Origin of the sequence: Sphingomonas aquatilis, from assembly GCF_014196115.1 — a bacterium.
In the GTDB taxonomy this organism is placed as follows: Bacteria; Pseudomonadota; Alphaproteobacteria; order Sphingomonadales; family Sphingomonadaceae; genus Sphingomonas; species Sphingomonas aquatilis.
The window spans coordinates 1,054,637-1,077,900 of sequence record NZ_JACIDB010000001.1 but is presented as its reverse complement, the minus strand read 5'-3'; the positions used below and the strand labels follow the sequence as shown (position 1 = coordinate 1,077,900).

Below are 23,264 nucleotides of genomic sequence, written 5' to 3'. Positions count from 1 at the left end.
GCCGCAACACCGCCGCATTTGGCCGCCATTCGGATGACCATCATGACCGACCGCACCCAGATCCTCGATACGATCAAGAGCCAGATCGAACCGTTCAACAAGAAGGGCGTAGCGCTGACCGAAGCGACGACCTTTCAGGGCGACCTCGAATGGGACAGCCTGACCGTGATGGACTTCGTCGCGGCGATCGAGGACGAGTTCGACATCATCATCACGATGAACATGCAGGCGGAGATCGAGAATATCGGCCAGCTGACCGATGCGGTCGTCAAGCTGAAGGCCGAGGCATGACCGAGACCGGCCTGCAGCCCGAGGCGCTGGACCTCGACCCCGCCCCGGTCACGCCGGAACGCGACCTGATGTCGAAGTTCGACGGCCTGATCGCCGAGCGGCAGGCGCTGATCGATACCGGCGTCACCGATCCGTTCGCGATCGTGATGGAGCAGGTGAAGAGCCCGACCGAGGCGGTGATCGCCGGTCGTGACACGATCCTGCTCGGCACCTACAATTACATGGGCATGACGTTCGACCCGGACGTCATCGCCGCCGGCCATGCCGCGCTCGACCAGTTCGGATCGGGCACCAACGGCAGCCGCATGCTCAACGGCACCTTCCGCGACCATATGGAAGCTGAGGCGGCGCTGCGTGACTTCTACGGCGTCAGCGGTGCGATCGTCTTTTCGACCGGCTACATGGCCAATTTGGGCATGATCTCGACGCTGGTCGGCAAGGGTGAATACGTCATCCTCGACGCCGACAGCCACGCCTCGATCTACGATGGCTGCAAGCAGGGCGTCGCCGAGATCGTCCGCTTCCGCCACAACAGCGTCGAGGATCTCGACAAGCGGCTGGGGCGCCTGCCCAAGGACGCGGGCAAGCTTGTCGTGCTGGAGGGCGTCTATTCGATGCTCGGCGACGTTGCGCCGCTGAAGGAAATGGTCGCCGTCGCCAAGAAGCATGGCGCGATGGTGCTGTCCGACGAGGCGCATTCGATGGGCTTCTACGGCCCCAACGGCCGCGGCGTGTACGAGGCGCAGGGGCTGGAGGGCGAGGTCGACTTCGTCGTCGGCACCTTCTCCAAATCGGTCGGCACGGTCGGCGGCTTCTGCATTTCGAACCATCCCAAGTTCGAAGCGATCCGCCTCGCCTGCCGCGCATACATCTTCACCGCCAGCCTGCCGCCGAGCGTCGTCGCCACCGCGACCGCATCGATCCGCAAGCTGATGACCGCGACCGCCAAGCGCGAGCAATTGTGGTCCAACGCGCGCCAGTTGCACGGCGGGCTGAAGGCGCTGGGCTTCCGCCTCGGCACCGAACAGCCGGACAGCGCGATCGTCGCGGTGATCCTGGACGACCAGACGCAGGCGGTCGCGATGTGGCAAGGGCTGCTGGAAGCGGGCGTGTACGTGAACATGGCGCGCCCGCCCGCCACGCCGGCCGGCACGTTCCTGCTACGCTGTTCGCTCTGCGCGGAGCATACGGTGGCGCAGCTGGATACGGTGATCGAGCGATTCCGGGCGGCGGGGCAGGCCGTGGGCGCGATCGGCTGAAGCCGGTCGCCCTCACCTTTCCTTGACCGGACAAACGCGTTAGCGTCGCTGCCGTGATGCGGGACGGCGCCGAGATGGCCCCGGGGGGGGATTCCGAACGCAATGCGGCGTGGCGGACCGTCACGCTGGTCGTGATGGGTCTGCTCGGCGCAGCGGTGCTCGTCGCACTGATCGTGACGCTGGGCGAGGCGAACCGCCAGCGCGACCGCGCGCTTGCGGCGCAGGCGCATAGCTATGACGTGATGATCCTGGCCCGCACCCTGTCGGGCACGATCGCCCGATCGGAGGCGTCGCTGGGCCGCTACGTCATCAGCGGCAAGGCAGAGCAGGAGCTCGGCCAGCTCTATTACGATCAGTGGCGGCTGGCGGGTACGCAGCTCAACAAGCTGGAAGGGCTGACGCGCGAGACCGGCGAGCAGAGCGCGCGCGTGGCGCGGCTGCGCGAGGCGTACCAGCAGCGCGGCGAGGAGCTGTCGCTGACCGCGCTCAGTACCACTTATGGCAAGAACGCCCAGGCGCTTGCCCGCTATTACAAGGCGCGCCAGTCGCCGACGCTGGCGGCGATCGACCGGACGCTGGACGAGATCATCGAGGGCGAGCGCGCCCTGCTTGATGCGCGCACCGCGGATGCAATGCGCACCGTCGACCGGTCGAGCCGGATCGCGGGCGTGCTGGCGGTGTTCGGCGGGCTGATCGTGATCGGCGCGGTCGTGCTCGGCTGGCTGACGGTGCGGGCGATCGGCGAGCGGGCGCTGGCGCGGGCCGACGCCGATGCCGCACGCGAACGGGCCGAGGCACTGGCGAATGCGGTGCGGCAGGCGACCGACGAGCTGCGCGTGCAGGAGGCCAAGCTGCGGCAGGCGCAGAAGATGGACGCGGTCGGCCAGCTGACCGGCGGTATCGCGCACGACTTCAACAATATGCTCGCGGTGGTTCTGGGCGGACTGGAGTTGGCGCGACGATCGCTGGTGGGCGATCCCGACGCCGCGGCGCGACACCTGGACAATGCGGCCGATGGCGCCAATCGCGCGGCGGCGCTGACCCGGCGGCTGCTCGCGTTCAGCCGCGAGGAATCGCTCAAGCCCGAACCGATCGCCGTGGCCCAATTGGTGTCGGGCATGTCGGAGCTGATCGACCGGACGCTGGGCGACGGCATCACCGTGACGACGCGCGACAGCGCCGGGGGATGGCAGGTGCGTGCCGATCGCGTGCAGCTGGAAAATGCGATCCTGAACCTCGCGGTCAATGCGCGCGATGCGATGCATGGCCGGGGCGAGCTGGCCATTGCGACCGGCGCGGTGACGCTGGACGAGCATCAGGTCGATCATTGCGCGGCGGGCGATTACGTGACGATCGCGGTGGCCGACACCGGCGAGGGCATGACCCCCGAAGTGGTCGAGCGCGTCTACGAACCCTTCTTCACCACCAAGGCTGCGGGCAAGGGCACGGGCCTGGGCCTCAGTCAGATCTTCGCGTTGGTGCAGCAGCTGGGCGGCGCGATCGCGATCGACACCGCGCCGGGCGAAGGCACCACCGTGACGCTGTACCTGCCGCGCGACCGGCAGCAGCCGCAGGCCGAGACGACCGTCGTGGCCGCGACCCCGCCGGCACCGGCCGTCGCGCCGGAGGGCCTTCACGTGCTGGTCGTCGAAGATGACCCGCGCGTGCTGATGGCGACGATGGGCGCGCTCGACGAGCTGGGCCACCACGCCATCGCCTGCGACGCGCCGACCAAGGCGGAGGGGCTGCTCGCGAGCCATGCGGGGATCGACCTCATCATTTCCGACGTGCTGATGCCGGGGCAGACGGGGCCCGAGCTGATCGCAGAGATCGGCCCCGCCTATCCGCATATCGCCGTGCTGTTCGTCACCGGCTTTGCGGGCGAGGCGAATGCGAGCGAGTTCGGCCACCATCAGGTGCTGCGCAAGCCGTTCACGCTGGGCGGGCTGGAGCGCGCGATCGCGACCGCCATGGCGCAGGGCGACCGCCCCGCCCCGCCGCACCAGATCGCCGCGGAGTGACGGGCGGCGACACAGGCTGTCGCCGGGGGCTGACGTGCCCCGCCATCCCGCTTATAGCCTTGGCTCCTTTCCCTGGCGCGAGCCTTCGTTCAGCATGACTTCCCTCGATCGTTACATGGCCCGGCTGATCGCGTTGCCGTTGTTTTCGACGCTGACGATCGCCGCCATGCTGCTGGTGCTCGACCGCATCCGCCGGCTGTTCGACTTCGTCGCGACCGAAGGCGGGCCTATCAGCGTCGTGTGGCGGATGCTCGCCAACCTGCTGCCCGAATATCTCGGCCTGGGCATCCCGATCGGCCTGTTGCTCGGCATCCTGCTCGCCTTCCGCCGGCTTGCCGCCAATTCGGAGCTGGACGTGCTGCGTGCGGTGGGCGTCAGCTATTCGCGGCTGCTGCGGGTGCCGTTCATGTATGCGCTGATCCTCGCGGCGCTCAACATCGCGATCGTCGGCTTCGTCCAGCCCAAGGCGCGCTATTATTACGAGCAGCTGCGCTTCGAGCTGCGCACGGGTGCGCTGGGCGCGTCGATCAAGGTGGGCGAGTTCACCCATTTCGGCGACCGCATGACGCTGCGCATCGAGCAGAGCCATGACAGCGGGCGCAAGCTGGACGGTATTTTCGTGCGCTACAGCGACAAGGGTACGACCTATTCGGTGACGGCGCAGTCGGGCCAGTTCTTGGCGACCGACGATCCCAACACGATCATCTTCCGCCTGACCAACGGCACGTTGGTCCACAAGGCGCCCAATTTCGCCGTGCCGCGCGTGCTGACCTTCACCAGCCACGATCTGCCCATCCCCCTGCCCCGTTACGAGAATTTCCGTCAGCGCGGGGGACGCAACCTGGAGTTCACGCTGCCCGAACTGGCCAAATTAGGCCATGCCTCGGCCAGCGAGCAGCAGCGCGACAGCAGCCGGTCGGAATTCCACTTCCGCCTGGTCGAGGTGGCGACGATGTTCCTGCTGCCACTGCTCGCGGTGGCGCTGGGCGTGCCGCCGAAGCGATCGAGCTCGGGCGTCGGCGTGTTCCTGGCGATCGTGATGATCGTCGCCTACCACAAGGTGAACGAATATGCCGCGTCGATCGGCGAACTGGGGCGGATCGACCCGCTGATCGCGCTCTGGGTGCCGTTCGTGATCTTCGCCGGCCTGATCATCTGGATGTACTACCAGATCGCCTATGTGCCCGGCGGCCAGCCGATCGGCGCGATCGAGCGCGCGTTCGGCAAGATCGGGAAAGCGATCACCCGCTACTTGCCCGGCCGGGGTCGCAAGAAGGGAGTGGCGGCATGAGCAGCTTCTTCCCGTCGCGCACTGTCGCCATCTACATGGGCCGGATGTTCCTGGTGCGCACCTTCGGGTTGCTCGCCGCGCTGCTGCTGATCCTGCAGACGCTCGATCTGCTGAGCGAATCGGGATCGATCCTGGCGCATCCCGGCAACACGCAGGCGCAGGTGTGGACGTACGTGACGCTGCGCGCGCCGCAGATCATCGCGTTCCTGCTGCCCTTCTCCGTCCTGCTCGGCACGATCCTGACGCTGATCACGATGAACCAGAACAGCGAGGTCATCGCACTGAAGGCCGCCGGCCTGTCGGCACACCAGGTGCTGGCGCCGCTGCTGGTCGCGAGCCTGGGGGTCGCGGCGGTGAGCTTCGTGTTCAACGAGCGGATCGTGACGCGCGCGACCGCGACGCTCGACCGGTGGAAAGACGTCGATTACGGCGCGCTGCCGATCGATCGGGGCGAGCGCACCAACGTCTGGGTGCGCGATGGCGACGACCTGATCGCGGTGCAACAGGTGCGCGGACGGGGCAATGCCACGCGCCTCGGCAACATCACCGTCTACGACCGGACCGCCGGGCGGCTGGAGGCGATCATCACCGCGCCGCACGGCCACCGCGTGGCCAACGGCTGGGACATCGAGCCGGCGACGCGCTTCGACGTGGCAAGCGGCAAGCTCCAGTCGCTGGGCCGGGTGACGATCGCCGGCGATGTGCGCCCCGACCAGTTCACGCTGGGCAACGTCAATCCCGACGGGCTGGACTTCACGCAGCTCAATGCCGCGATCGGCGACCTGCGCGATGCGGGGCGGCCGACCAAGTCACTGGAGGGCACGCTGTGGCACAAATTCTCCGGGCCCCTCTCCGCAGTGCTGATGCCGTTGCTGGGCGCGGTGGCGGCGTTCGGCATCGCGCGATCGGGCCAGCTGTTCGTGCGCGCGGTGATCGGCATGGCGCTGGGCTTCGCCTATTTCGTCGCGGACAATTTCGCGCTGGCGATGGGCAATCTGGGCGCCTACCCGCCCTTCCTCGCCGCCTGGGCGCCGTTCCTGCTGTTCCTGCTGATCGGCGAGGCGGTGCTGATCCGCACCGAGGAATAGGGGCACGCGGTAAGTCACAAAAGTCTCACCCGCGCAGGTGTTTTTCGTATCCCGGGTCGGGGAGTGAAAGAGCGGTGGCACATGACCGATACACGGGTGGCATATCCCGTTGTGTGTAGGACAGCGGCATATCCGCCGATCCTATGATGAGCTGGCGGCCCAAGGACTTAGAGCATGATATTCGGGTCTGTTCACGACCCGCGATCCAACAGCACCCGGTCCTGACGCTTCGTTAACCATGGAGGCCTATCCTCCTCCTGCGTCGTGCGCTGTGTCGCACGGCGGCAGGGGATATCGGGCGATGGCCAATCTGACCGGAACGGGTGCTGCGGCACTGATGCAGGCGCAACTGGCATCACGCTATGGCGTGGCGGCCCGAACGTCGACCGCTGCCGTCACCGCGACCGGCACGTCGCCGGCGGCGCAGCCGGCCAAGACCGCGACGAGCGCGAGCAAGGGGGACGTCGCGACGATCTCCCCCGCCGCCAGGCGCGCGTCCGCCCAGATCGCCGACGCGAAAAAGGATTTCACCGTGCTATCCAAGGAGGTCCGCGCGACGCTGGACGCGCAGTACAAAAGCGCGGGCAAGACGGCGACGCCCAAGCTGGACGAGCTGTCGGGCCGGGCGCTGGCGGCGATCGCGCTCAACCAGACCGGCGGCTTTTCGCGGACCGAGGTGAGCGCCGCCAAGGCAGCCCTGCAATCGCGCGAGCGGGAGAGTGCGACGGGCGCGATCAAGGGCGGCAGCTTTGCGGCCTACAGCCAGACACTGGTGACGCAGTACGATGCGATGAGCAGCGAAGAACGTCAGGCACGCGGGTGGAGCGAGCGCACGCGCGATGCGGCCGCGACGCTGGCGGCGCAGACGAATGGAGCGATGCCGAGCCTGTTCGATCAGATGGGGTGATCCGCCGGTCAGGGGATCGACAGCGCACCATCCAGAATGGCGGGCATGCGCACGACGAGCGCATCGGCGAGTTTCGTGCCGAGCACGTGCGGTTCGTCGGCAGGCGTGCCGCCAACCTGCGTCGTCACCGCGGTGCCGGTCCAGAGGGTGCGATCGCTGCGCACGTCGACGAAGGTCAGCGTCATCCGCGTCACGACCAGGGGCCGCAAATCCTGCTTGCGGGTCGGCAGGCTGATCCGGACGCCACTGCCCCAATTGCCGACGCTGACATCGGGGCCCGCCACCGGCGCGGGTGCCGTGACGAGGCCGCGGACGTCGCGATCGATCGTGACGCGAGCCTGATAGCGGCTCGGCCCGGCCGGCGGGAGAACGAGGAAGTCAGCGGCGGAGAGCGACGATCCGACCGTTTCGGCAAAGGCCGCCGCCTGATCGTCGTCAGCGCGTATCGCGATCGTGACGGTGCCCTTGGGCAGCGAGTTCGGCGTTGCGGTGACCGCTTCGGCGAGCAGGGCCATGGCCAACACGATGCTCATGCGGCCATTCCCTCTCGACATGCCCCAATCGGGCGATCCTACGCCGGTTTAGCGGGCGACGAAAGTGCTCCGCACGATCTTGTTCACCAGGCCCGGCAGGCCGGCGTAGCTCGCCTTGTGATAGGGCGAGTCCTGCTCCAGCGCGGCGGTGATGCGGCGGTGCGCCTCGCCCAGCGAATGGTACGGCAGGCTGGGCAGCAGGTGGTGCAGCGCGTGGTAACGCAGGCCGACGGGCGCCCACAAAGCCGGCAACAACGCGGGCGGGGGCACGTTGACCGAGTCGAGATATTGCGCGGTGACGCTCATCGGCTCGCCGTCATTTTCCCACAGATGCGCGACGAGGGTGCGCACCTGATTGACCACCGCAACGCCCGATCCGATCGCCAGCGCGATCAGCACGCCACGCAGCGAGAAGACGCCGGTCGCGGTCAGCACGACGATCGCGATCGCCCAGACGCTGGCAGCGGTTTCGACGCGGTTCCACAGCAGCTTCGCCTCGCCCTCCGGCGCGCGGCGGCGGAACGACGGGTTGATCGCCAGCGCCGAATAGCGTTCGACGATCGTCGTGCGCAGCTTGGGCGACAGCAGCGAAACCGGCGACAGGATCGCATAGCGGATCAGCAGACCGATCGGCGCGAGCGCGGAGATGACGACGAAGGCGGGCAGCGTCCACGGCTTCATCAGCGCGAGCGGCAGATATTCGGGATCCTCCGACGTGCCGTAGCGCGTCTTGGCATGGTGCAGGTTATGCACGCCTTCGTACATGAAGCTGGGGGTGAGCATCGGCACGCCGACCAGCGCGTTCCAGCCGCCACGGAAGCGCGGCAAGGCGCTGTGCTTCATGTGGCTGACTTCGTGGATGAAGCTGAGCGCGCGGTACAGCGCCAGCGCCGACACCACCGCGGCCAGCACGACCCAGCCGGTGCCCTGCACCGACACGGCGACCGCCAGCGCACCATAGCCGATCACCGCCGAGGCGATCAGATCGGCCCAGTAGATGCCGGGGCGCGGCGCGATGAGGTCGCGCGTCAGTTCGGCAGCGGCGCGCAGCATCGCCTTGTCGTCGGCGATCCGCGGGCGCGGGGTCCGCGCGGCGGCTGCCGCCGGAGCGGGGCTGCGCGAGAGGGTCAGCGAGCTTTCCATGGCGTGGTCCATTGCCCGTAGATAGTGGCGACAGCGTGGCATTTACAGGCGCGCGACGGTGCATCCTCTCGATCACAGATGACGGAATCGTCACTCGACCCTGTTGCCCGACGTGCTAGAGCCGACCGATGTTCGGCGCCGCAGCTTAGTCCTCCCCCCCCAGGGGGAGGTGGCGCCGCCGAAGGCGGTGACGGAGGGGGCGGACAGGAATGTCCTCGGTTACGAGGCACTTCCCTAACCTCCCCCTCCGTCATGCCTCACGGCATGCCACCTTCCCCTGGCGGGGAGGATTGAATGGAGTGCATGGTCCGACATGGGAGGGATATGTTGAGCGACCTGACGATTACGCCCGTCACCAGCAAGAGCGACCGCAAGGCGTTCGTCGACCTGCCGTTCCGGCTGTACAAGGACGATCCCAATTGGGTGCCGCCGCTGAAGGGCGAGGCGCTGGGCCTGATCACGCCCGAAAAGAACGGCTGGTACAGCCATGCCAAGGCGCAGCTGTTCCTTGCGTGCGAGGGCGACCGCGTGGTCGGGCGCATCTCTGCGCATATCGATACGCTGGCGCTGACCATGCCGGCGGTGCAGGGCTTCGGCCCCGGCGTCGGCCAATGGGGCCTGATGGACGCCGAGCGCGAGGATATCTTCGTCGCGCTGCTCGCCAAGGCCGAGGACTGGCTGCGCGCGCAGGGTATCACGCGCGTGCTGGGGCCGATCTCGCAATCGATCTGGGAAGAGCCGGGCCTGCTGGTACAGGGATTCGACCATGCGCCGACGATCATGATGGGCCATGCCAAGCCCGAGTATCAGGGGTGGATCGAGCGCGCGGGCTATACGGCGGCCAAGCAGCTCTTCACCTATGAGCTGGATATCACCCAGGAATTCCCGCCGATCGTCAAACGGATCATCAAATCGGGCGAGAACAATCCGCGCATCGTCGTGCGCGAGGTCGACAAGCGTAAGTTCGAGGAAGAGGCGGCGATCATCCTCGCCATCCTGAACGATGCGTGGAGCGACAATTGGGGGTTCGTCCCCCTCACCCCCCCCGAGATCAAGGACGTCGGCGTCAAGCTGAAGCCGATCGTGTTCAACGACCTGATCCGCATCGCCGAGCTGGACGGCAAGCCGGTGGCGTTCATGATCACGCTTCCCGACCTCAACGAGGCGATCAAGCCGCTGAACGGATCGCTGCTGCCGTTCGGCTGGGCGAAGCTGTTGCTATGGCTGCGCCATCCCAAGGTGCGCACGATGCGCGTGCCGCTGATGGGCGTGGTGAAGGAGCTGCAATCGTCGCGGATGGCGAGCCAGCTCGCCTTCATGATGATCGAATATATCCGCCGCGCCTCGGTGGAGCGCTATGGCGCGAGCCGCGGCGAGATCGGCTGGATCCTGGAAGACAATCAGGGGATGCGGTCGATCGCCGAGACGATCCAGAGCCGGGTCAACAAGACCTACACCGTCTACGAAAAGACGCTGTAGGCGGTAGCGTCAGGCCGCGTTACGCGACGCGGCCTGACGGGCGGCCTGTCGGTGGCGACGGCGCTTGGCGGCATAGAGCGCAGCGTCGGCATCCGCGAGCAGTCGCGCGGCGCCATCGACCGCGAGCGAGCCGCTGGCGCAGCCGAGGCTGACGCCGACGCTGACCAGGGCGCCGTGTTCGCGCAGATGGATCGGGCGGGTGATGGCTTCGCGTACGGCGGCGGCCATGACCTCCGCCATCTGGGCGCCGGCATCGGGCAGGACGATCACGAACTCGTCGCCGCCGAGCCGCGCCACCACCTGTTCCCCGGCCACCGCGCGCAGGCGCGCGCCGATCTCCACCAGCAACCGATCGCCCGCGGCATGGCCGTAGCGATCGTTGATGCCCTTGAACCCGTCGAGGTCGAGGAACAGCAACGACACGGATCGGGTGCTGGTGCCGGCGAGGCGTTCGAGCTCGATATCGAGGCCGGCGCGGTTGACCAGCTGAGTCAGCACGTCGGTGCGCGCGAGCTGCTGCGCCTGGCGCTTGGCGGCGAGGACCGCCAGCAGCGTGCGATTGTTCTGGATGGTCAGCACGATCGACCCGATCGCGAGCACCGCGAACAGCAGGAGTACGAACGCGCCGATCCCGGCGAGTGCGCAGGCCATCGGCGCGCCCACGACGACGTGCATCGCGATGCTGAGCCGCGGCAGGGCGGCCCAGCGGATCGCAAGGCCGGTGAACAACGCCATGACCGCCATCGTCGCGGCCAGCTGCAATTCCTGGATACCGGTCGCGAAGCTGAACGCACAGCCGACGCCGAAGGTCGCGAACATCAGGCTGGCCAGCAAAAGGATGATGCGGGCGATGCGATAGGGCACGCGGCTGTTCGTCCGCCACGCGATCCACGCCGGCACGATGCGCGCCGCGAGCAGGACAAGGTCCGTGACGAGCCAGGCGACGGCCCAGCCGGTCCGTGCAAACCAGCAAGCCGACGCGCTCATCAGCAGAAAGCCGAGGCTTGCGGTCAAGACGCCGACGGGGCGCAGCATCATCGTGTCGATCAGATCGGCGCGCAACGCTATATCATCACGTGGGACACCCAGCGCGTGATCGAACGCCCGCTCCGCCCTGCGCAGGAATGTCCCGATGACCGACACAACCAACTCCGTTCCGGCGAGACTCATATCCGGCGCGTATTAACATTTTGTGCAAAACGGACCAATTCTGCGTGGTTGCGATCGCGGCGACGCACCGGCGGCGTCACACCGTGACGCTGCGCGCCGGCCGGCCCTCATCACCGAAGATGCGACGATAGCGGGCGATTTCAGCAGGATGGCCCGTCGCCTTGGCGGGATTGTCCGAGAGTTTCACCGCCGGGCGGCCGTTGGCGGCGATGACCTTCGCGACCAGCGAAATGGGTTCGAGCGCATGGCCGCCCTCAGGGTCGCAGCCCCGGAAGTCGTTGGTCAGGTTCGTACCCCAGCCGAAGCTGGTCCGCACCCGGCCGCGGAAATGGCGCGCGGTCGCTTCGATACTGTCGACGTCCATCCCGTCCGAAAAGATCAGCAGTCGCTGACGCGGGTCGACGCCATGCGCCTGCCACCAGGCCATGATCTGTTCGCCCCCCTCGATCGGCGGCATCGAATCGGGGCGGAACCCGGTCCAGTCGGCCAGCCAGTCGGGGGCGTGCCGCAGGAAGGCCGCGGTGCCGAAGGCGTCGGGCAGCGCGATCAGAAGATTACCGTCGTAATGCGCGCGCCATTCCTCCAGCACGCGATAGGGCGCAGCGGCGACCCCGCCATCGTCGCCCGCCAGCGCAGCCAGCACCATCGGCAGTTCGTGCGCGTTGGTGCCGATCGCCTCCAGGTCGTTGTCCATCGCGAGCAGGACGTTGGAGGTGCCGATGAAGCGACTGCCCAGCCCTTCCTTCACCGCCTCGACGCACCAGCGCTGCCACAGGAAGCCGTGGCGCCGCCGCGTCCCGAAGTCCGACAGGACCAGGTCGGGGATCGCGCGCAACCGCTCCACCTTGTCCCACAATTTCGCCTTGGCGCGGGCATAGAGGATGTCGAGTTCGAATCGCCCCCTGCCCTTCAGCGCGGCGCGCGAGCGCAATTCGTTGACGATGGCGAGCGCCGGGATTTCCCACATCGTCGTGTGCGTCCACGGCCCGTCGAAATGGAGTTCGAACTGGCCGTCGATGGTGCGCAGCTCGTAATCGGGCAGGCGGAACTCGGCGAGCCAGGCGAGGAAATCGGGCGCGAACATGCGCTGCTTGCCGTAGAAGCTGTTGCCGGCGAGCCAGATCAGCTCACGCTTCGAGAAGCGCAGCGAACGGGCGTGGTCGAGCTGTTCGCGCAGCTCGCGTTCGTCGATCACCGTGCCGAGGCGCACCGACGTGGTGCGGTTGATCAGCGCGAAGGTCGCCTGCACGTCGGCATGCCGTTGCCAGATGAGCTGCAGCATCAGCAATTTGTAGAAATCGGTGTCGAGCAGGCTGCGCACCACCGGGTCCAGCCGCCAGCCGTGATTATAGACGCGCGTGGCGATGTCGGTGACGGGCATGAGAAGTCCTGAGGCGCGAAGGGTGTTTAGCGACCGGGTGTAGCCGATCGCCGGGCGAGGTCACACACGCGACGGCGCGGCTGCCGCGTCCTGCTCCAGCGCGCGTATTGGGGCGGCGAACACCTTGGGGCCCGCCAGCGCCGCGGCGAGATCGGCCTCGCGGAACGGCTTGGGGAGGTGGGCGAGATCGGGGGAGAGCGTCTCGACATCGGCATAGCCCGAGACGATCAGCACGCCCAGATCGGGCCGGTCGGCGCGCAGGCGGCGCGCCAATTCGGTGCCCGTCATGCCGGGCATCAGATGATCCGACACGAGCAGGTCGGGCGACAGGCCGTCGCGCATCAGGCGCAGCGCCGCGTCCGCATTGTCCGCCTCGACCACGCGATAGCCGATATCGTGCAGCATCTGCGCCGCCGCGGCCCGTACCGCGCCCTCGTCGTCGACCAGCAAGACGCAGCCAGCACCATACACCGGCGCCGCGCCGGTCGCGTCGGGAACGGGCGCGACGGATACGGGACTGGCCGGGAGCCACAATTCGGCGACCGTCCCCGCCCCCGGCGTGCTGGCGAGCCGGAACGTGCCGCCAAGCTGGCTGGCGAGACCATGGACCATCGACAGGCCAAGCCCGGTGCCACGGCCGACGCCCTTGGTGGAAAAGAACGGCTCGATCGCGCGGGCGAGCGTGGCGGCGTCCATGCCGTGGCCGGTGTCAGAGACGCTGAGACAGACATAGTCGCCGGGTGCGAGCGGGTCTTCCGCCTCTGTCAGGTGCGTGTGCCCCAAAGCGACGCGCATGACGCCGCCCCTGGGCATGGCGTCGCGCGCGTTCACGGCGAGGTTGAGGAGCGCCATTTCGATCTGGTTGCGATCGGCGATCGCCGGCAGCAGCCGTTCGGGCGCGTCAATGACCAGCTGGATCTGCGGGCCGACCGTCGTCGTGAGCAGCGCCGCCATGTCGCGCGTCAGGGCGACCAGATCGACCGCATCTGGCTGCAACGGCTGGCGCCGCGCGAAGGCGAGCAGGCGCTGCACCAGGGTGCTGGCGCGCTCGGCGGACTGGATCGCGCCGTCCAGCAGGCGGAGGCTGCGGTCGCCATCGGGGAGCTGGCGGCGAACGAAATCGAGACCGCCGAGGATCGGGGTCAGCAGATTGTTGAAATCATGCGCGACGCCGCCGGTCAGCTGGCCGATCGCCTCCATCTTCTGGCTCTGCCGCAGCGCCTCTTCGGTGCGCTGCAGCGCCTCGTCCTTGCGCCGCGCCTCGGTCACGTCGCGGCCCGAACCATAGATCAGGCCGCCCTCGGTCGAGGTCAGCCAGGAGATCCAGCGCAGCGATCCGTCATGGGCGAGATAGCGGTTTTCGACGACCGGTACGTCCGCGCCCGATGCCGCCGCCGCGAGAGCCGCCTGGGTCATGGCGACATCGTCGGGGTGGACGAAATCCGTTACGGGACGCCCCGCGACATCGTGCTGCGAATGGCCGAATAGCGCGGTCCAGGCGGGGTTGACCGAGCGGAATCGGCCATCGGGTTCGACCACCACGAGAAGGTCGCGCGAGAGGTTCCAGACGCGGTCGCGCTCGGCAGTGCGTTCCTCGACCCGCCGTTCGAGCCGTTCGTTGGCGGACTGAACCGCGGCGAGCAGGCGCGCATTCTCGATCGCCACCGCCGCCTGCGCGGCAAGGCCGAGGATCAGGTCCTCGTGACGCTGCGAGAAGCGGTCGGCATGGGGGTGGCCGAACAGCAGGCCGCCCAAGACCTGCCCGTGCCGCGACACCACCGGTACGCCGAGGTAGCTCGTCACCTCGGGATGGCCCGGCGGCATGCCGGCAAAGGGCGCGTTGGCGCCGTAGCGGGGATCGCGGGTGATGTTGCCCGACCGGATCACCTCGTTGCGGAAGATCGGGCCCAGCACGTTGGTGCCACGCGGCCGGCCCAGCCGGATGAAGTCGCCGCGTTCGCCGCCCGACAGCGTGAACAGGTGCAGCCGTTCGCCGCTGTCGTCCATGACGTTATGGAAGAACGCGCCGACCGACGCGCCGGTCAGCTCGACCCCGGCATCGGTGACCATCTGTACGAGCCGTTCGAGATCGTGTTCGGCCGCGAGCGCGGTGTTGATCCGGTTGAGCGTGGCGATGGCGCGTTCGGCGCGACGTTCCTCCGTCACGTCCTGCACCGACACGCCGATACCGGTCAGTTCCCCCACGTCATCGCGGATCGGCAGCCAGTTCTGCCGCCACATACTGGTGCCGTCGGGGCCGGTCATCTCCAGCCCCTTGACCGTTTCGCCCGCCAGCACCCGGGCGGCGAGCGCTATGGCAGAGTCGGCACGGTCGGGCGTGATCTCACCCACGGTGCGCCCGATATGATCGGCGACCGGCACGCCGCTGAGCCGCGCGAAGCGATCGTCCACCCAGACGTAGCGCAGATCGGGATCGAGGATGGCGAGCCCGACCGACGATGCCGCATACATCGCCGCCAGCTGTTCGGCCGGATGCGCCTTAGACCCCGAATGCCTCACTCGACCCTCACCTCGAAGGCGCCTGCCTTCCGAACCGCACGCACAACGCCGTTGCGCCGCGGAAGTTCTGAGGGTCTGCTTTAACGCCTTGAAGGGCAAGCGCTATCCGTCATTCGGCCAGCGGGGCCGTTCGCCGGCGCGGCCGATGTCGGCCCGTTCCAGCGTCAATGTCGCGCATAGGCCATGGCCGTTCGCCCCGGTCGACAAATGGAGCGCGCCGTCGTGCGCTGCCGCGACCCGCGCGACGATCGAGAGGCCCAGGCCGCTGCCGCCGCTGCGCGTCGCGCTGCCGCGCCAAAAGCGCCGCGTCATCTGCGCCAGCGTGGCAGGATCGATCGGCGGTCCATCGTCGGTGACGCGCACCTGCGCGCCCGGCCCGACCGCGACGGTAATGCCGGTGCCCGGCGGGGTGTGGCGCAGGACGTTTTCAATGAGGTTTTCGACCGCAAGCTGAATGGCGTGGGCGTAGCCGCGGACCGGCGTCGGCCCGCGATCCTCCAACGCGATACGATAGCCCGCATCGATGACGATCGGTGCGCGGTCGGCGACGACCTGTTCGGCGAGCGCGAGCAGGTCGACCGGCGTGCCAGCGTCCTCCGGCGGACGTTCGAGGTCGGCGAGCGCGAGCAACTGGGCGATGACGTGCGCGGCGCGGTCCACCTCGGCAAGCAGCGCGGTGCGCACCGCGGGATCGGTGACGCCGTCGGCGCGCAGGCGGATGACCGACAGCGGCGTGCGCAGTTCATGCGCGACGTCGGCGGCAAAGGCGGCCTGGGTGACGAACGACTGTTCGAGGCGATCGAGCGCGGCGTTGGTGGCGATCGCCAGCGGCTCGACCTCGGCGGGCAACGTGCCCTGCGGCAGGCGGCGATCGAGCGTGCGCGGGCCGATATCGGCCGCGATCGCCGAAACCGCGCTCATCCGCCGGGTCAGCCGCCGGGCCATCCATGCGCCGACCAGCGGCACGATGAGCGTCACCGGCAGCAGCAGCCACACGAAGCGCGACAGGAAGGTGCGGACGATATCGTCGGTCACCACCTCCGGCGCGGCGGCATCCTGCGACACCACGACCCAGCGGCCACCGACCGGCCGGCTGACCGCGGCGAGCGCGCCACGGCGGACATGCCGGGTGCGCGAATCGAGCGCGATTCCCGTCACCAGTTCCGGCCGCGCGGGCCCGCGCTCGGCGAGGACGTGGCGCGACCGGTCAACGACCGCGAGCGTCAATCCGCCCGCCAGCAGGTCCACCGCGCGCACCGCGCGATGCGGCCGGTCGCCGGGCAGCAGCATCGCCACCGCATCCGCCTGCCGTTCCAGCATCACGCGCTGATATTGGCCCGCGATCTGGTGGAGCAGCATCGCCGTACCGAAGGGCAGCAGGATCGCCGCGGCGAGCGCCGTCGCGCCGTAGAGCAGCGCCACCTGCCCGAACAACGAGCGCGGCAGGCGCAGGCGCCAGCCCTTGCTCATGTCGCCGGGCGGAGCAGGTAGCCGACGCCGCGCACCGTCTCGATCCGCACGCCGCTGCCCGCATCGTCCAGTCGCTTGCGCAGGCGGTGGACATAGACCTCGACCGCGTTCGAGCCGAGATCGCCGCCGACGCCGAACAGATGGTCCTCGACCAGGCGCTTGGGCACCACCTTGCCGAGGCGGCGCAGCAGCAGGTCGAGCAATTCGGTTTCACGCGCCGACAGCGTCAACCGCTGGTCGCCGACCCAGGCGACGCGGGTGTCGAGGTCGAAGCGCAACGCCCCGCACGCCAGCGCATTGCCGAGGTAGCCGCCCTGCCGGCGCAACACCGCGAGGATGCGCGCGTGCAACTCGTCCGGGTCGAACGGCTTGACCAGGATATCGTCGGCACCGTCGTTGAGGCCGCGGATGCGCACATCGACGCCGCCGCGGGCGGTGAGCACCAGCACGGGACAGGTGTTGCCGCGCGCGCGCATGCGGCGCAGCACCGCGAGGCCGTCGTCGTCGGGCAGGCCCAGATCGAGCAGAACCGCGGCATGGCCGGCGGTCGCCAGATAGGCCTCCGCCTCCTCGGCATCGGTGGCGAGATCGACCGTCAGCCCGCGCTGCACCATCGCCGCCGTCAGGGCGTCGGCCAGCCCGCGATCGTCCTCTACCAACAAAATCCGCATCGGACCCTTTCGCGCCGCAGCATTTGTCAGCATTCTGTAAGCGAGCCGGCCTACCGGCTCCAGCCTCATTGCCTGCGAGACGCATCATGCACGCCACCGACACCCCGGAGACGCTTCCCCCCGCCACGACCCTGGGTCGGTCGGCGCAATGGCGGTGGCTGGGGATCGCCGCGGCGGTGTTGATCGGCATCGGCCTGCTCGTCTCGCTGATCGGCAAGCTGACGCACCATGAGGAGGCTCCGCCGCCCGCGTCGCCGCCGGGCACCTTCCGCCCCAGCGCCGAACAGATGGCTGCGCTGACGACGATGCGCGTCGGCGATTCGCTGTCGGACGCGGCGACGCTGGCGAGCGGCGCAATCACCGTGGACGGCGATCGCAGCACACCGGTGGTCATGCCCTATTCGGGCCAAGTCGTGCGCGTGCTGGTCGATGCGGGCCAGCGCGTCAGCAGGGGCCAGGCGCTGATGCTGGTGCGGACCACCGACTTCGTCGATGCGCGCAGCGGCCTGTTTGCGGCACGCGCGGCGTATCAGAATGCGCAGGCGCAGCTCGCGACGGCGCAGCGGACCGCGGAACGGCAAAAGCAGATCTATGAAACCGCTGGCGGCGCGCTGAAGGATTATCAGCAGGCACAGGCCGACCTCGCCGCCGCACAGGCGACCGCGCGCACCAATGCCGCAGCCTTGGGCGCGGCGCGCGACAAGCTCGCGGTGCTGGGCAAGTCGCCGGGCGAGATCAACCGGCTGGAGGGCGTCGGCGAAGTCACCGGCATCCATGACGTCACCACGCTGCACGCGCCGATCAGCGGCCTCGTCGCCTCGCGCGACGTGGCGCCCGGTCAATATGTCACGCAGGGCGGCGACAAGCCGGTGATGACGATCACCGACCCCTCGCGGGTCTGGCTGGTCGCGCAGGTGCCTGAAACGCAGGCGGCGTCGATCCATGTCGGCGATGCCGCGACCGTCACCACCCCCGCCCTGCCCGGCCGCCAGTTCACCGCGCGCATCGATCTGGTCGGCGCCGCGCTCGATCCCGTGACGCACCGCCTGCCGGTGCGCGCCGCGATCGCCAATCCCGACGGCGCGCTGAAACCGCAGATGTTCGCAAGCTTCGCGATCCACCGCGCCACCTCGACCAAGGCCATCATCGTGCCCGCGGTCGCGGTGATCCATGAAGGCGACAATGCGCGCGTCTGGGTCGTGCGCCCCGACGGGCTGCTCGCCTCGCGCAATGTCACCACCGGCGATGCGCAGGACGGCAAGGTCACGATCACGTCCGGCCTGCAACCGGGCGAGCGCATCGTCACGGCGGGCGCGCTGTTCGTCAACGAAGCGGGCCTGGGCGAATGAACCGGATCGTCGCCTTCGCGCTGCGCCAGCGGCTGCTCATCGTCGGCGTCTTCGTCACGATGCTGCTCGCCGGCGTCATCGGCTTCATCAACCTGAATATCGAGGCCTATCCCGATCCCGTCCCGCCGATGGTCGAGGTCATCACGCAGACGCAAGGCCTGTCCGCGGAGGAGATGGAGCGCAACGTCACCATCCCGATCGAGGTGCAGATGGCGGGCATTCCGCACCTGACCGCGATCCGCGCGATCAGCCTGTTCGGCCTGTCCGACATCAAGATCCAGTTCAGCTACGATTACACCAACGAACAGGCCAAGCAGCAGGTCATCAACCGCCTGTCGCAGCTGCCGCCGCTGACCGGCGGGGCGCAGCCGACGCTGTCGCCGACGAGTCCGGTGGGCGAGATCTTCCGCTACAAGCTCACCGCGCCCAAGGGCTATTCGGTGATGGATCTGAAGACGTTGCAGGACTGGGTGTTGCAACGCCGCTTCAAGCGCATTCCGGGCGTGATCGACGTGACCGGCTGGGGCGGCAAGCTGCGCGCGTACGACGTGGTGATCGACAACGACCGGCTCGCCGCGCACAACGTCACCGTCAGCCAGGTCTTGCAGGCGATCGCCAAGAGCGACGGCAACGTCGGCGGCCAGACGATCAACTTCGGCAGCCAGGCCGCGATCGTTCGCGGCGTCGGCCTGATCCAGTCGGTCAGCGGCATCGAGAACGTGCTGGTCGGCAGCGCCAACGGCCAGCCGATTTTGCTGAAGGACGTGGCGCACGTCACGATCGGCAACAGCCCGCGGCTCGGCATTGCCGGCTACAACGACCAGGACGATATCGTACAGGGCATCGTGCTGATGCAGCGCGGCGCCCAGTCGATGCCGACGATCAAGGCGGTGCAGAAGGAGGTCGCGGATATCAACGCCTCCGGCATCCTGCCGCCGGGCGTCCAGTTACAGCGCATCTACGACCGGTCGGACCTGATCAACCTGACCATCCACACCGTGCTCGAAAACATGGTGGTCGGCATCCTGCTGATCTTTGCATTGCAATGGCTGTTCCTCGGCAATCTGCGCAGCGCCATCATCGTCGCCGCGACCATCCCCTTCGCGCTCGCCTTCGCGATCCTGATCCTGGTGTTGCAGGGGGAGAGCGCAAACCTGTTGTCGGTCGGTGCGCTCGACTTCGGCCTGGTGGTCGATGCCAGCGTCATCATGGTCGAGAACATCTTCCGCCACATGGTGGAGCGATCGGCGCACGTGGAAAGCGGCAAGGGTCACTTCACGCTCGCCAACCGCTTCTCGGCGGTGCTGGGTGCGTCGAGCGAGGTCAGCCGCGGCATCTTCTTCGCCGCCGCGATCATCATCGCCAGCTTCCTGCCGCTGTTCACGCTGACCGGCGTCGAAGGCCATATCTTCGGGCCGATGGCCAAGACCTATGCCTATGCCATCACCGGCGGCCTGATCGCGACCTTCACCGTCGCGCCGGTGCTGGCGACGCTGCTGCTGCCGGACAAATTGTCCGAGGTGGAGACGTGGATCGTCGGCAAGCTGCGCCGCGTCTACGAACCCGCCGCCGCCTTCGCGCTGGGCAACCGGGTGATCGCACTGGGCGGTGCGGTGCTGATGCTGCTGGTCGCCGTCGTCGGCGTGCGCTCGCTCGGCATCGAGTTCCTGCCGCACCTCGAAGAAGGCAATATGTACATCCGCGCGACGCTCCCTGCGTCGATCAGCCTCGAAGGCGGCCAGCCGGTCGTCAACGAGGTGCGGCGGATCATCATGAAATATCCGGAGGTCCAGTCGGTCCTGTCGGCGCAGGGTCGCCCTGACGACGGCACCGATTCGACCGGGTTCTTCAACGCCGAATTCTTCGTGCCGTTGAAGCCCTTCGACAGCTGGCCCAGCGGGGTGACCAAGGAAACGCTGACCGAGGAACTGTCGAAGAAGCTGCAACAGCGCTTCCCCGGCGTCGATTTCTCCTTCTCGCAATATATCGAGGATAACGTCGAAGAAGCGGCGTCGGGCGTGAAGGGCGCCAATTCGATCAAGCTGTTCGGTCCCGACCTGCCGACGCTGGAAAAATACGCCGATCAGATCAAGGACCAGATGAGCAAGGTCCGCGGCATCGAGGATCTGGGCGTATTCCAGTCGCTGGGCCAGCCGACCGTGCGCGTCGACGTCGATCGCGCCAAGGCCGCGCGCTACGGCCTGACGCCCGACGACGTGAACCAGACGGTCGCCGCGGCGATCGGCGGCAGCTCGACCGCCGACCTGTACGAGGCCGGCACCGACCGCCACTTCCCGATCATCGTCCGGCTGAAATCGGAACAACGCGATTCGATCGAGGCGATCCGCCGCATCACGATCGGCGCGCCAGCGACCGACGGCAGCAACACCACGATCCAGGTGCCGCTGTCCGAAGTCCCCAACGTCCATCTGACCAGCGGCGCGTCGTTCATCTATCGCGAGCATCAGGAACGCTACATCCCGATCAAATTCTCGGTGCGCGGCCGCGACCTGGGCGGTGCGGTGGACGAAGCGCGCGCACGCATCCAGCGCACCGTGCATCTGCCAAGCGGCTATCACCTGGAATGGGCGGGCGAGCTGGACAATCTCAACAACGCCATCGCGCGATTGGAGATCGTCGTGCCGATCAGCCTGCTGCTGATGCTGCTGCTGCTCTACGCCAATTTCGGGTCGATCCGCGACAGCCTGCTCGCCTTTGCGGCGATCCCGCTCGCCGTCGTCGGGGGCGTGCTGGCGCTGGCGTTGACCGGCACGGCGTTCAGCATCTCGTCCGCAATCGGCTTCGTCGCCTTGTTCGGCATCGCGGTGATGGACGGCATCCTTGTCGTGACGACGTACAATAACGCCGTCGACGAAGGGCATGACCGCAAGACGGCGCTCGCCACCACGGTGCGCCACAGCCTGCGCCCGGTCGTGATGACCTGTCTGGTCGCGGCGATCGGCCTGCTGCCCGCGGCACTGTCGCACGGCATCGGCAGTCAGGTGCAAAAGCCGCTGGCGCTCGTCGTCGTGGGTGGCATGACGCTGGCGCCGGTGCTGATCCTGCTGATCCTGCCGGTGCTGATCGACCGCTTCTCGAAGCGCGTGCCGCCCGAGGATCGCGGTGCGCATGGTCGCGACGTCGGCCACCATTCGCACCCCGATCCCGATGCGCCCAATCCCGATGCCCCCGGTGAGGAGGCCCTCGCATGACCCGCACCCTTGTCATCCTGCTCGCCTGCTCGACCGCGGCGTGCGCGAGCACCGTCCACGACCTCGACGCGCATGCGCCGCTGCCCGTCGCCGCGACGCCCGCCACGATCGCCCCCGCGACCGGGCCGGCGCAGGGCTTCACGGCCGCGCCGGTCGCCGCCGACTGGTGGACGGCGTTCGGCAGCCCGCAGCTCAACGCGCTCGTCGCTGAGGCGCTGGCGCGCAACAATGACATCGCCGTCGCCGACGCCGCGCTGCGGCAGGCGCGCGAGCTGGCAAACGCGGCGGGCGGACAGGCCCTGCCGCAGATCGACGGCAGCTATCAGGCGGAGCGCACGCGCGTCTCCAATGCGCTGTCGCCCGCGGTCGCGGATCAGAACCAGCAGCTCTACACGCTGCACACCGCGCAGGTCGCGGTCAGCTATCCGGTCGACCTGTTCGGTGGGGTGCGATCCAAAATCCGGTCGGCGCGGGCGCAGGCGGAGGTGCAACGCCACCGGCTGGATGCCGCACGCGCCAGCGTCGTCGCCAATCTGGTGCAGGCAATCGTCCAGCGCGCGGTGCTCGCCGACCAAGTCGAGGCGGCGGAGATCGCCATCACGGTCAATCGCGACATCCTGAAGAGCCAGTTGCAGCGCCAGCGCCTGGGCGCGATCGGCGCCGCCGACGTGGCGACGCAGCAGACTGCGCTCGCGACCGCAGAAGGCGCGTTGCCGCCGCTCGTCCGGCAGGAGGCACACCAGCGCGTCGTCATCGCAGCGCTGCTCGGCCGGCCGGCGGGTGATCCCCTGCCCGCGCTGCCGACGCTGGCGGCGCTGCAATTGCCGACCAGCCTGCCCGCCGTCCTCCCCTCCGACCTCGTCGCGCGGCGGCCGGACGTGCGCGCCGCGGCGGCACAGCTGGAGGGCGCGGGCGCCGACGTGCGCACCGCGATCGCGGCGCGGCTGCCATCGATCACGCTCAGCGGCACCGCGGGCGGATCGGCGCAGCGCTTCGGCGACATGTTCAAGGACGGCAATCCGTTCTGGACGCTGATCGGCGGCCTCACCCAGCCGATCTTCCACGCCGGCGCGCTCCGCCATCAGCAGCGCGCGGCCGAAGCAGCGCTGGACGGCGCCAAGGCGCAGTACCGCACCGCGGTGCTGACCGCGTTCGGCGACGTGTCCGATGCGCTGACCGGCCTTGCGACCGATGGCGTGGCGCTGGATGCCGCGACGCGGGCGAGCGATGCGTCGAACCGCGCCCTCACCTTCACCCGCCGGCAGCTGGCGCTGGGCGGGGTCGATTCGCTGGTGCTGCTCAACGCCACCGCCGCCGATGCGCAGGCGCGCGCGCAGCTGGTGCAGGCGAAGGGTGCGCGGCTGAGCGACACGGTGGCGCTGTTCCTGGCGAGCGGTGGTCCGGTCGCCAGTCGGTGATCGGTCACCGCGAGCGGGTATCGAAGCCAACGAAAAAGGCCGGCGCTGGGGATACCAGTGC

General features: G+C 68.3%; 17 protein-coding genes. 10 read left to right on the top strand and 7 right to left on the bottom strand.

The window, feature by feature from the left end:
• Positions 1–42 precede the first annotated feature (42 nt).
• From GGR47_RS04945 to GGR47_RS04920, 6 genes are all read left to right on the top strand, one after another.
• Positions 43–291, top strand: a complete 249-nt coding sequence (locus GGR47_RS04945) for an acyl carrier protein (RefSeq protein ID WP_147036281.1) — start codon at positions 43–45, stop codon at positions 289–291.
• Positions 288–1,550: a serine palmitoyltransferase gene (gene spt / locus GGR47_RS04940; RefSeq protein ID WP_147036283.1), complete on the top strand. Its 1,263-nt coding sequence runs from the start codon at positions 288–290 to the stop codon at positions 1,548–1,550. Before GGR47_RS04945 ends, spt begins: the two co-directional genes overlap by 4 nt.
• Positions 1,551–1,606: 56 nt before the next feature.
• Positions 1,607–3,571, top strand: coding sequence for an ATP-binding protein (locus GGR47_RS04935; RefSeq protein ID WP_147036289.1), 1,965 nt, complete (start codon positions 1,607–1,609; stop codon positions 3,569–3,571).
• A gap of 115 nt (positions 3,572–3,686) precedes the next feature.
• Positions 3,687–4,862 (top strand): LPS export ABC transporter permease LptF, encoded by a 1,176-nt coding sequence (gene lptF, locus GGR47_RS04930; protein ID WP_017978285.1) that lies wholly within the window; start codon positions 3,687–3,689, stop codon positions 4,860–4,862.
• Positions 4,859–5,950, top strand: coding sequence for an LPS export ABC transporter permease LptG (gene lptG / locus GGR47_RS04925; protein ID WP_147036419.1), 1,092 nt, complete (start codon positions 4,859–4,861; stop codon positions 5,948–5,950). The genes lptF and lptG overlap by 4 nt, the downstream gene beginning before the upstream one ends.
• Positions 5,951–6,251: 301 nt before the next feature.
• On the top strand, positions 6,252–6,857 hold the full coding sequence (locus tag GGR47_RS04920; protein WP_147036418.1) for a hypothetical protein: 606 nt from the start codon (positions 6,252–6,254) through the stop codon (positions 6,855–6,857).
• Between the two features lie 8 nt (positions 6,858–6,865).
• Here GGR47_RS04920 and GGR47_RS04915 read toward each other — a convergent pair whose 3' ends face one another.
• Both GGR47_RS04915 and GGR47_RS04910 read right to left on the bottom strand, forming a co-directional pair.
• Complete coding sequence (locus GGR47_RS04915) at positions 6,866–7,390, bottom strand: hypothetical protein (protein ID WP_147036417.1); 525 nt, start codon at positions 7,388–7,390, stop codon at positions 6,866–6,868.
• Positions 7,391–7,438: 48 nt separating this feature from the next.
• Entirely contained in the window at positions 7,439–8,533 is a 1,095-nt protein-coding gene (locus GGR47_RS04910; protein WP_147036416.1) for a fatty acid desaturase family protein, read from the bottom strand.
• A 324-nt stretch (positions 8,534–8,857) separates the two neighbouring features.
• Between GGR47_RS04910 and GGR47_RS04905 the strand changes: the two genes are divergently transcribed.
• Entirely contained in the window at positions 8,858–10,012 is a 1,155-nt protein-coding gene (locus GGR47_RS04905) for an N-acetyltransferase (protein ID WP_147036415.1), read from the top strand.
• A gap of 9 nt (positions 10,013–10,021) precedes the next feature.
• On the opposite strand, the gene GGR47_RS04900 is transcribed toward GGR47_RS04905, so the two are convergent.
• The 5 genes from GGR47_RS04900 to GGR47_RS04880 all read right to left on the bottom strand — a co-directional run bounded on the left by GGR47_RS04900 (position 10,022) and on the right by GGR47_RS04880 (position 17,224).
• Positions 10,022–11,074, bottom strand: coding sequence for a GGDEF domain-containing protein (locus GGR47_RS04900; RefSeq protein WP_147036414.1), 1,053 nt, complete (start codon positions 11,072–11,074; stop codon positions 10,022–10,024).
• A gap of 184 nt (positions 11,075–11,258) precedes the next feature.
• Positions 11,259–12,563 (bottom strand): nicotinate phosphoribosyltransferase, encoded by a 1,305-nt coding sequence (gene pncB / locus GGR47_RS04895; protein WP_147036413.1) that lies wholly within the window; start codon positions 12,561–12,563, stop codon positions 11,259–11,261.
• A 60-nt stretch (positions 12,564–12,623) separates the two neighbouring features.
• On the bottom strand, positions 12,624–15,083 hold the full coding sequence (locus GGR47_RS04890) for a PAS domain-containing protein (protein ID WP_244305092.1): 2,460 nt from the start codon (positions 15,081–15,083) through the stop codon (positions 12,624–12,626).
• 102 nt (positions 15,084–15,185) lie between these two features.
• A complete protein-coding gene (locus GGR47_RS04885) occupies positions 15,186–16,553 on the bottom strand; it encodes a sensor histidine kinase (protein WP_147036412.1) in 1,368 nt (455 codons plus the stop codon).
• Positions 16,550–17,224, bottom strand: a complete 675-nt coding sequence (locus GGR47_RS04880; RefSeq protein WP_147036411.1) for a response regulator — start codon at positions 17,222–17,224, stop codon at positions 16,550–16,552. The genes GGR47_RS04885 and GGR47_RS04880 overlap by 4 nt, the downstream gene beginning before the upstream one ends.
• Positions 17,225–17,310: 86 nt before the next feature.
• On the opposite strand from GGR47_RS04880, the gene GGR47_RS04875 reads away from it, so the two are divergent.
• The 3 genes from GGR47_RS04875 to GGR47_RS04865 are packed head-to-tail and all read left to right on the top strand — an operon-like array spanning position 17,311 to position 23,203.
• On the top strand, positions 17,311–18,573 hold the full coding sequence (locus GGR47_RS04875) for an efflux RND transporter periplasmic adaptor subunit (protein ID WP_147036410.1): 1,263 nt from the start codon (positions 17,311–17,313) through the stop codon (positions 18,571–18,573).
• The gene (locus GGR47_RS04870) at positions 18,570–21,785 is read left to right on the top strand and encodes an efflux RND transporter permease subunit (RefSeq protein ID WP_147036409.1); all 3,216 of its coding nucleotides are present in this window, start codon (positions 18,570–18,572) and stop codon (positions 21,783–21,785) included. Before GGR47_RS04875 ends, GGR47_RS04870 begins: the two co-directional genes overlap by 4 nt.
• Positions 21,782–23,203, top strand: a complete 1,422-nt coding sequence (locus GGR47_RS04865) for an efflux transporter outer membrane subunit (RefSeq protein WP_147036408.1) — start codon at positions 21,782–21,784, stop codon at positions 23,201–23,203. The genes GGR47_RS04870 and GGR47_RS04865 overlap by 4 nt, the downstream gene beginning before the upstream one ends.
• The last annotated feature ends 61 nt before the right edge of the window (positions 23,204–23,264 follow it).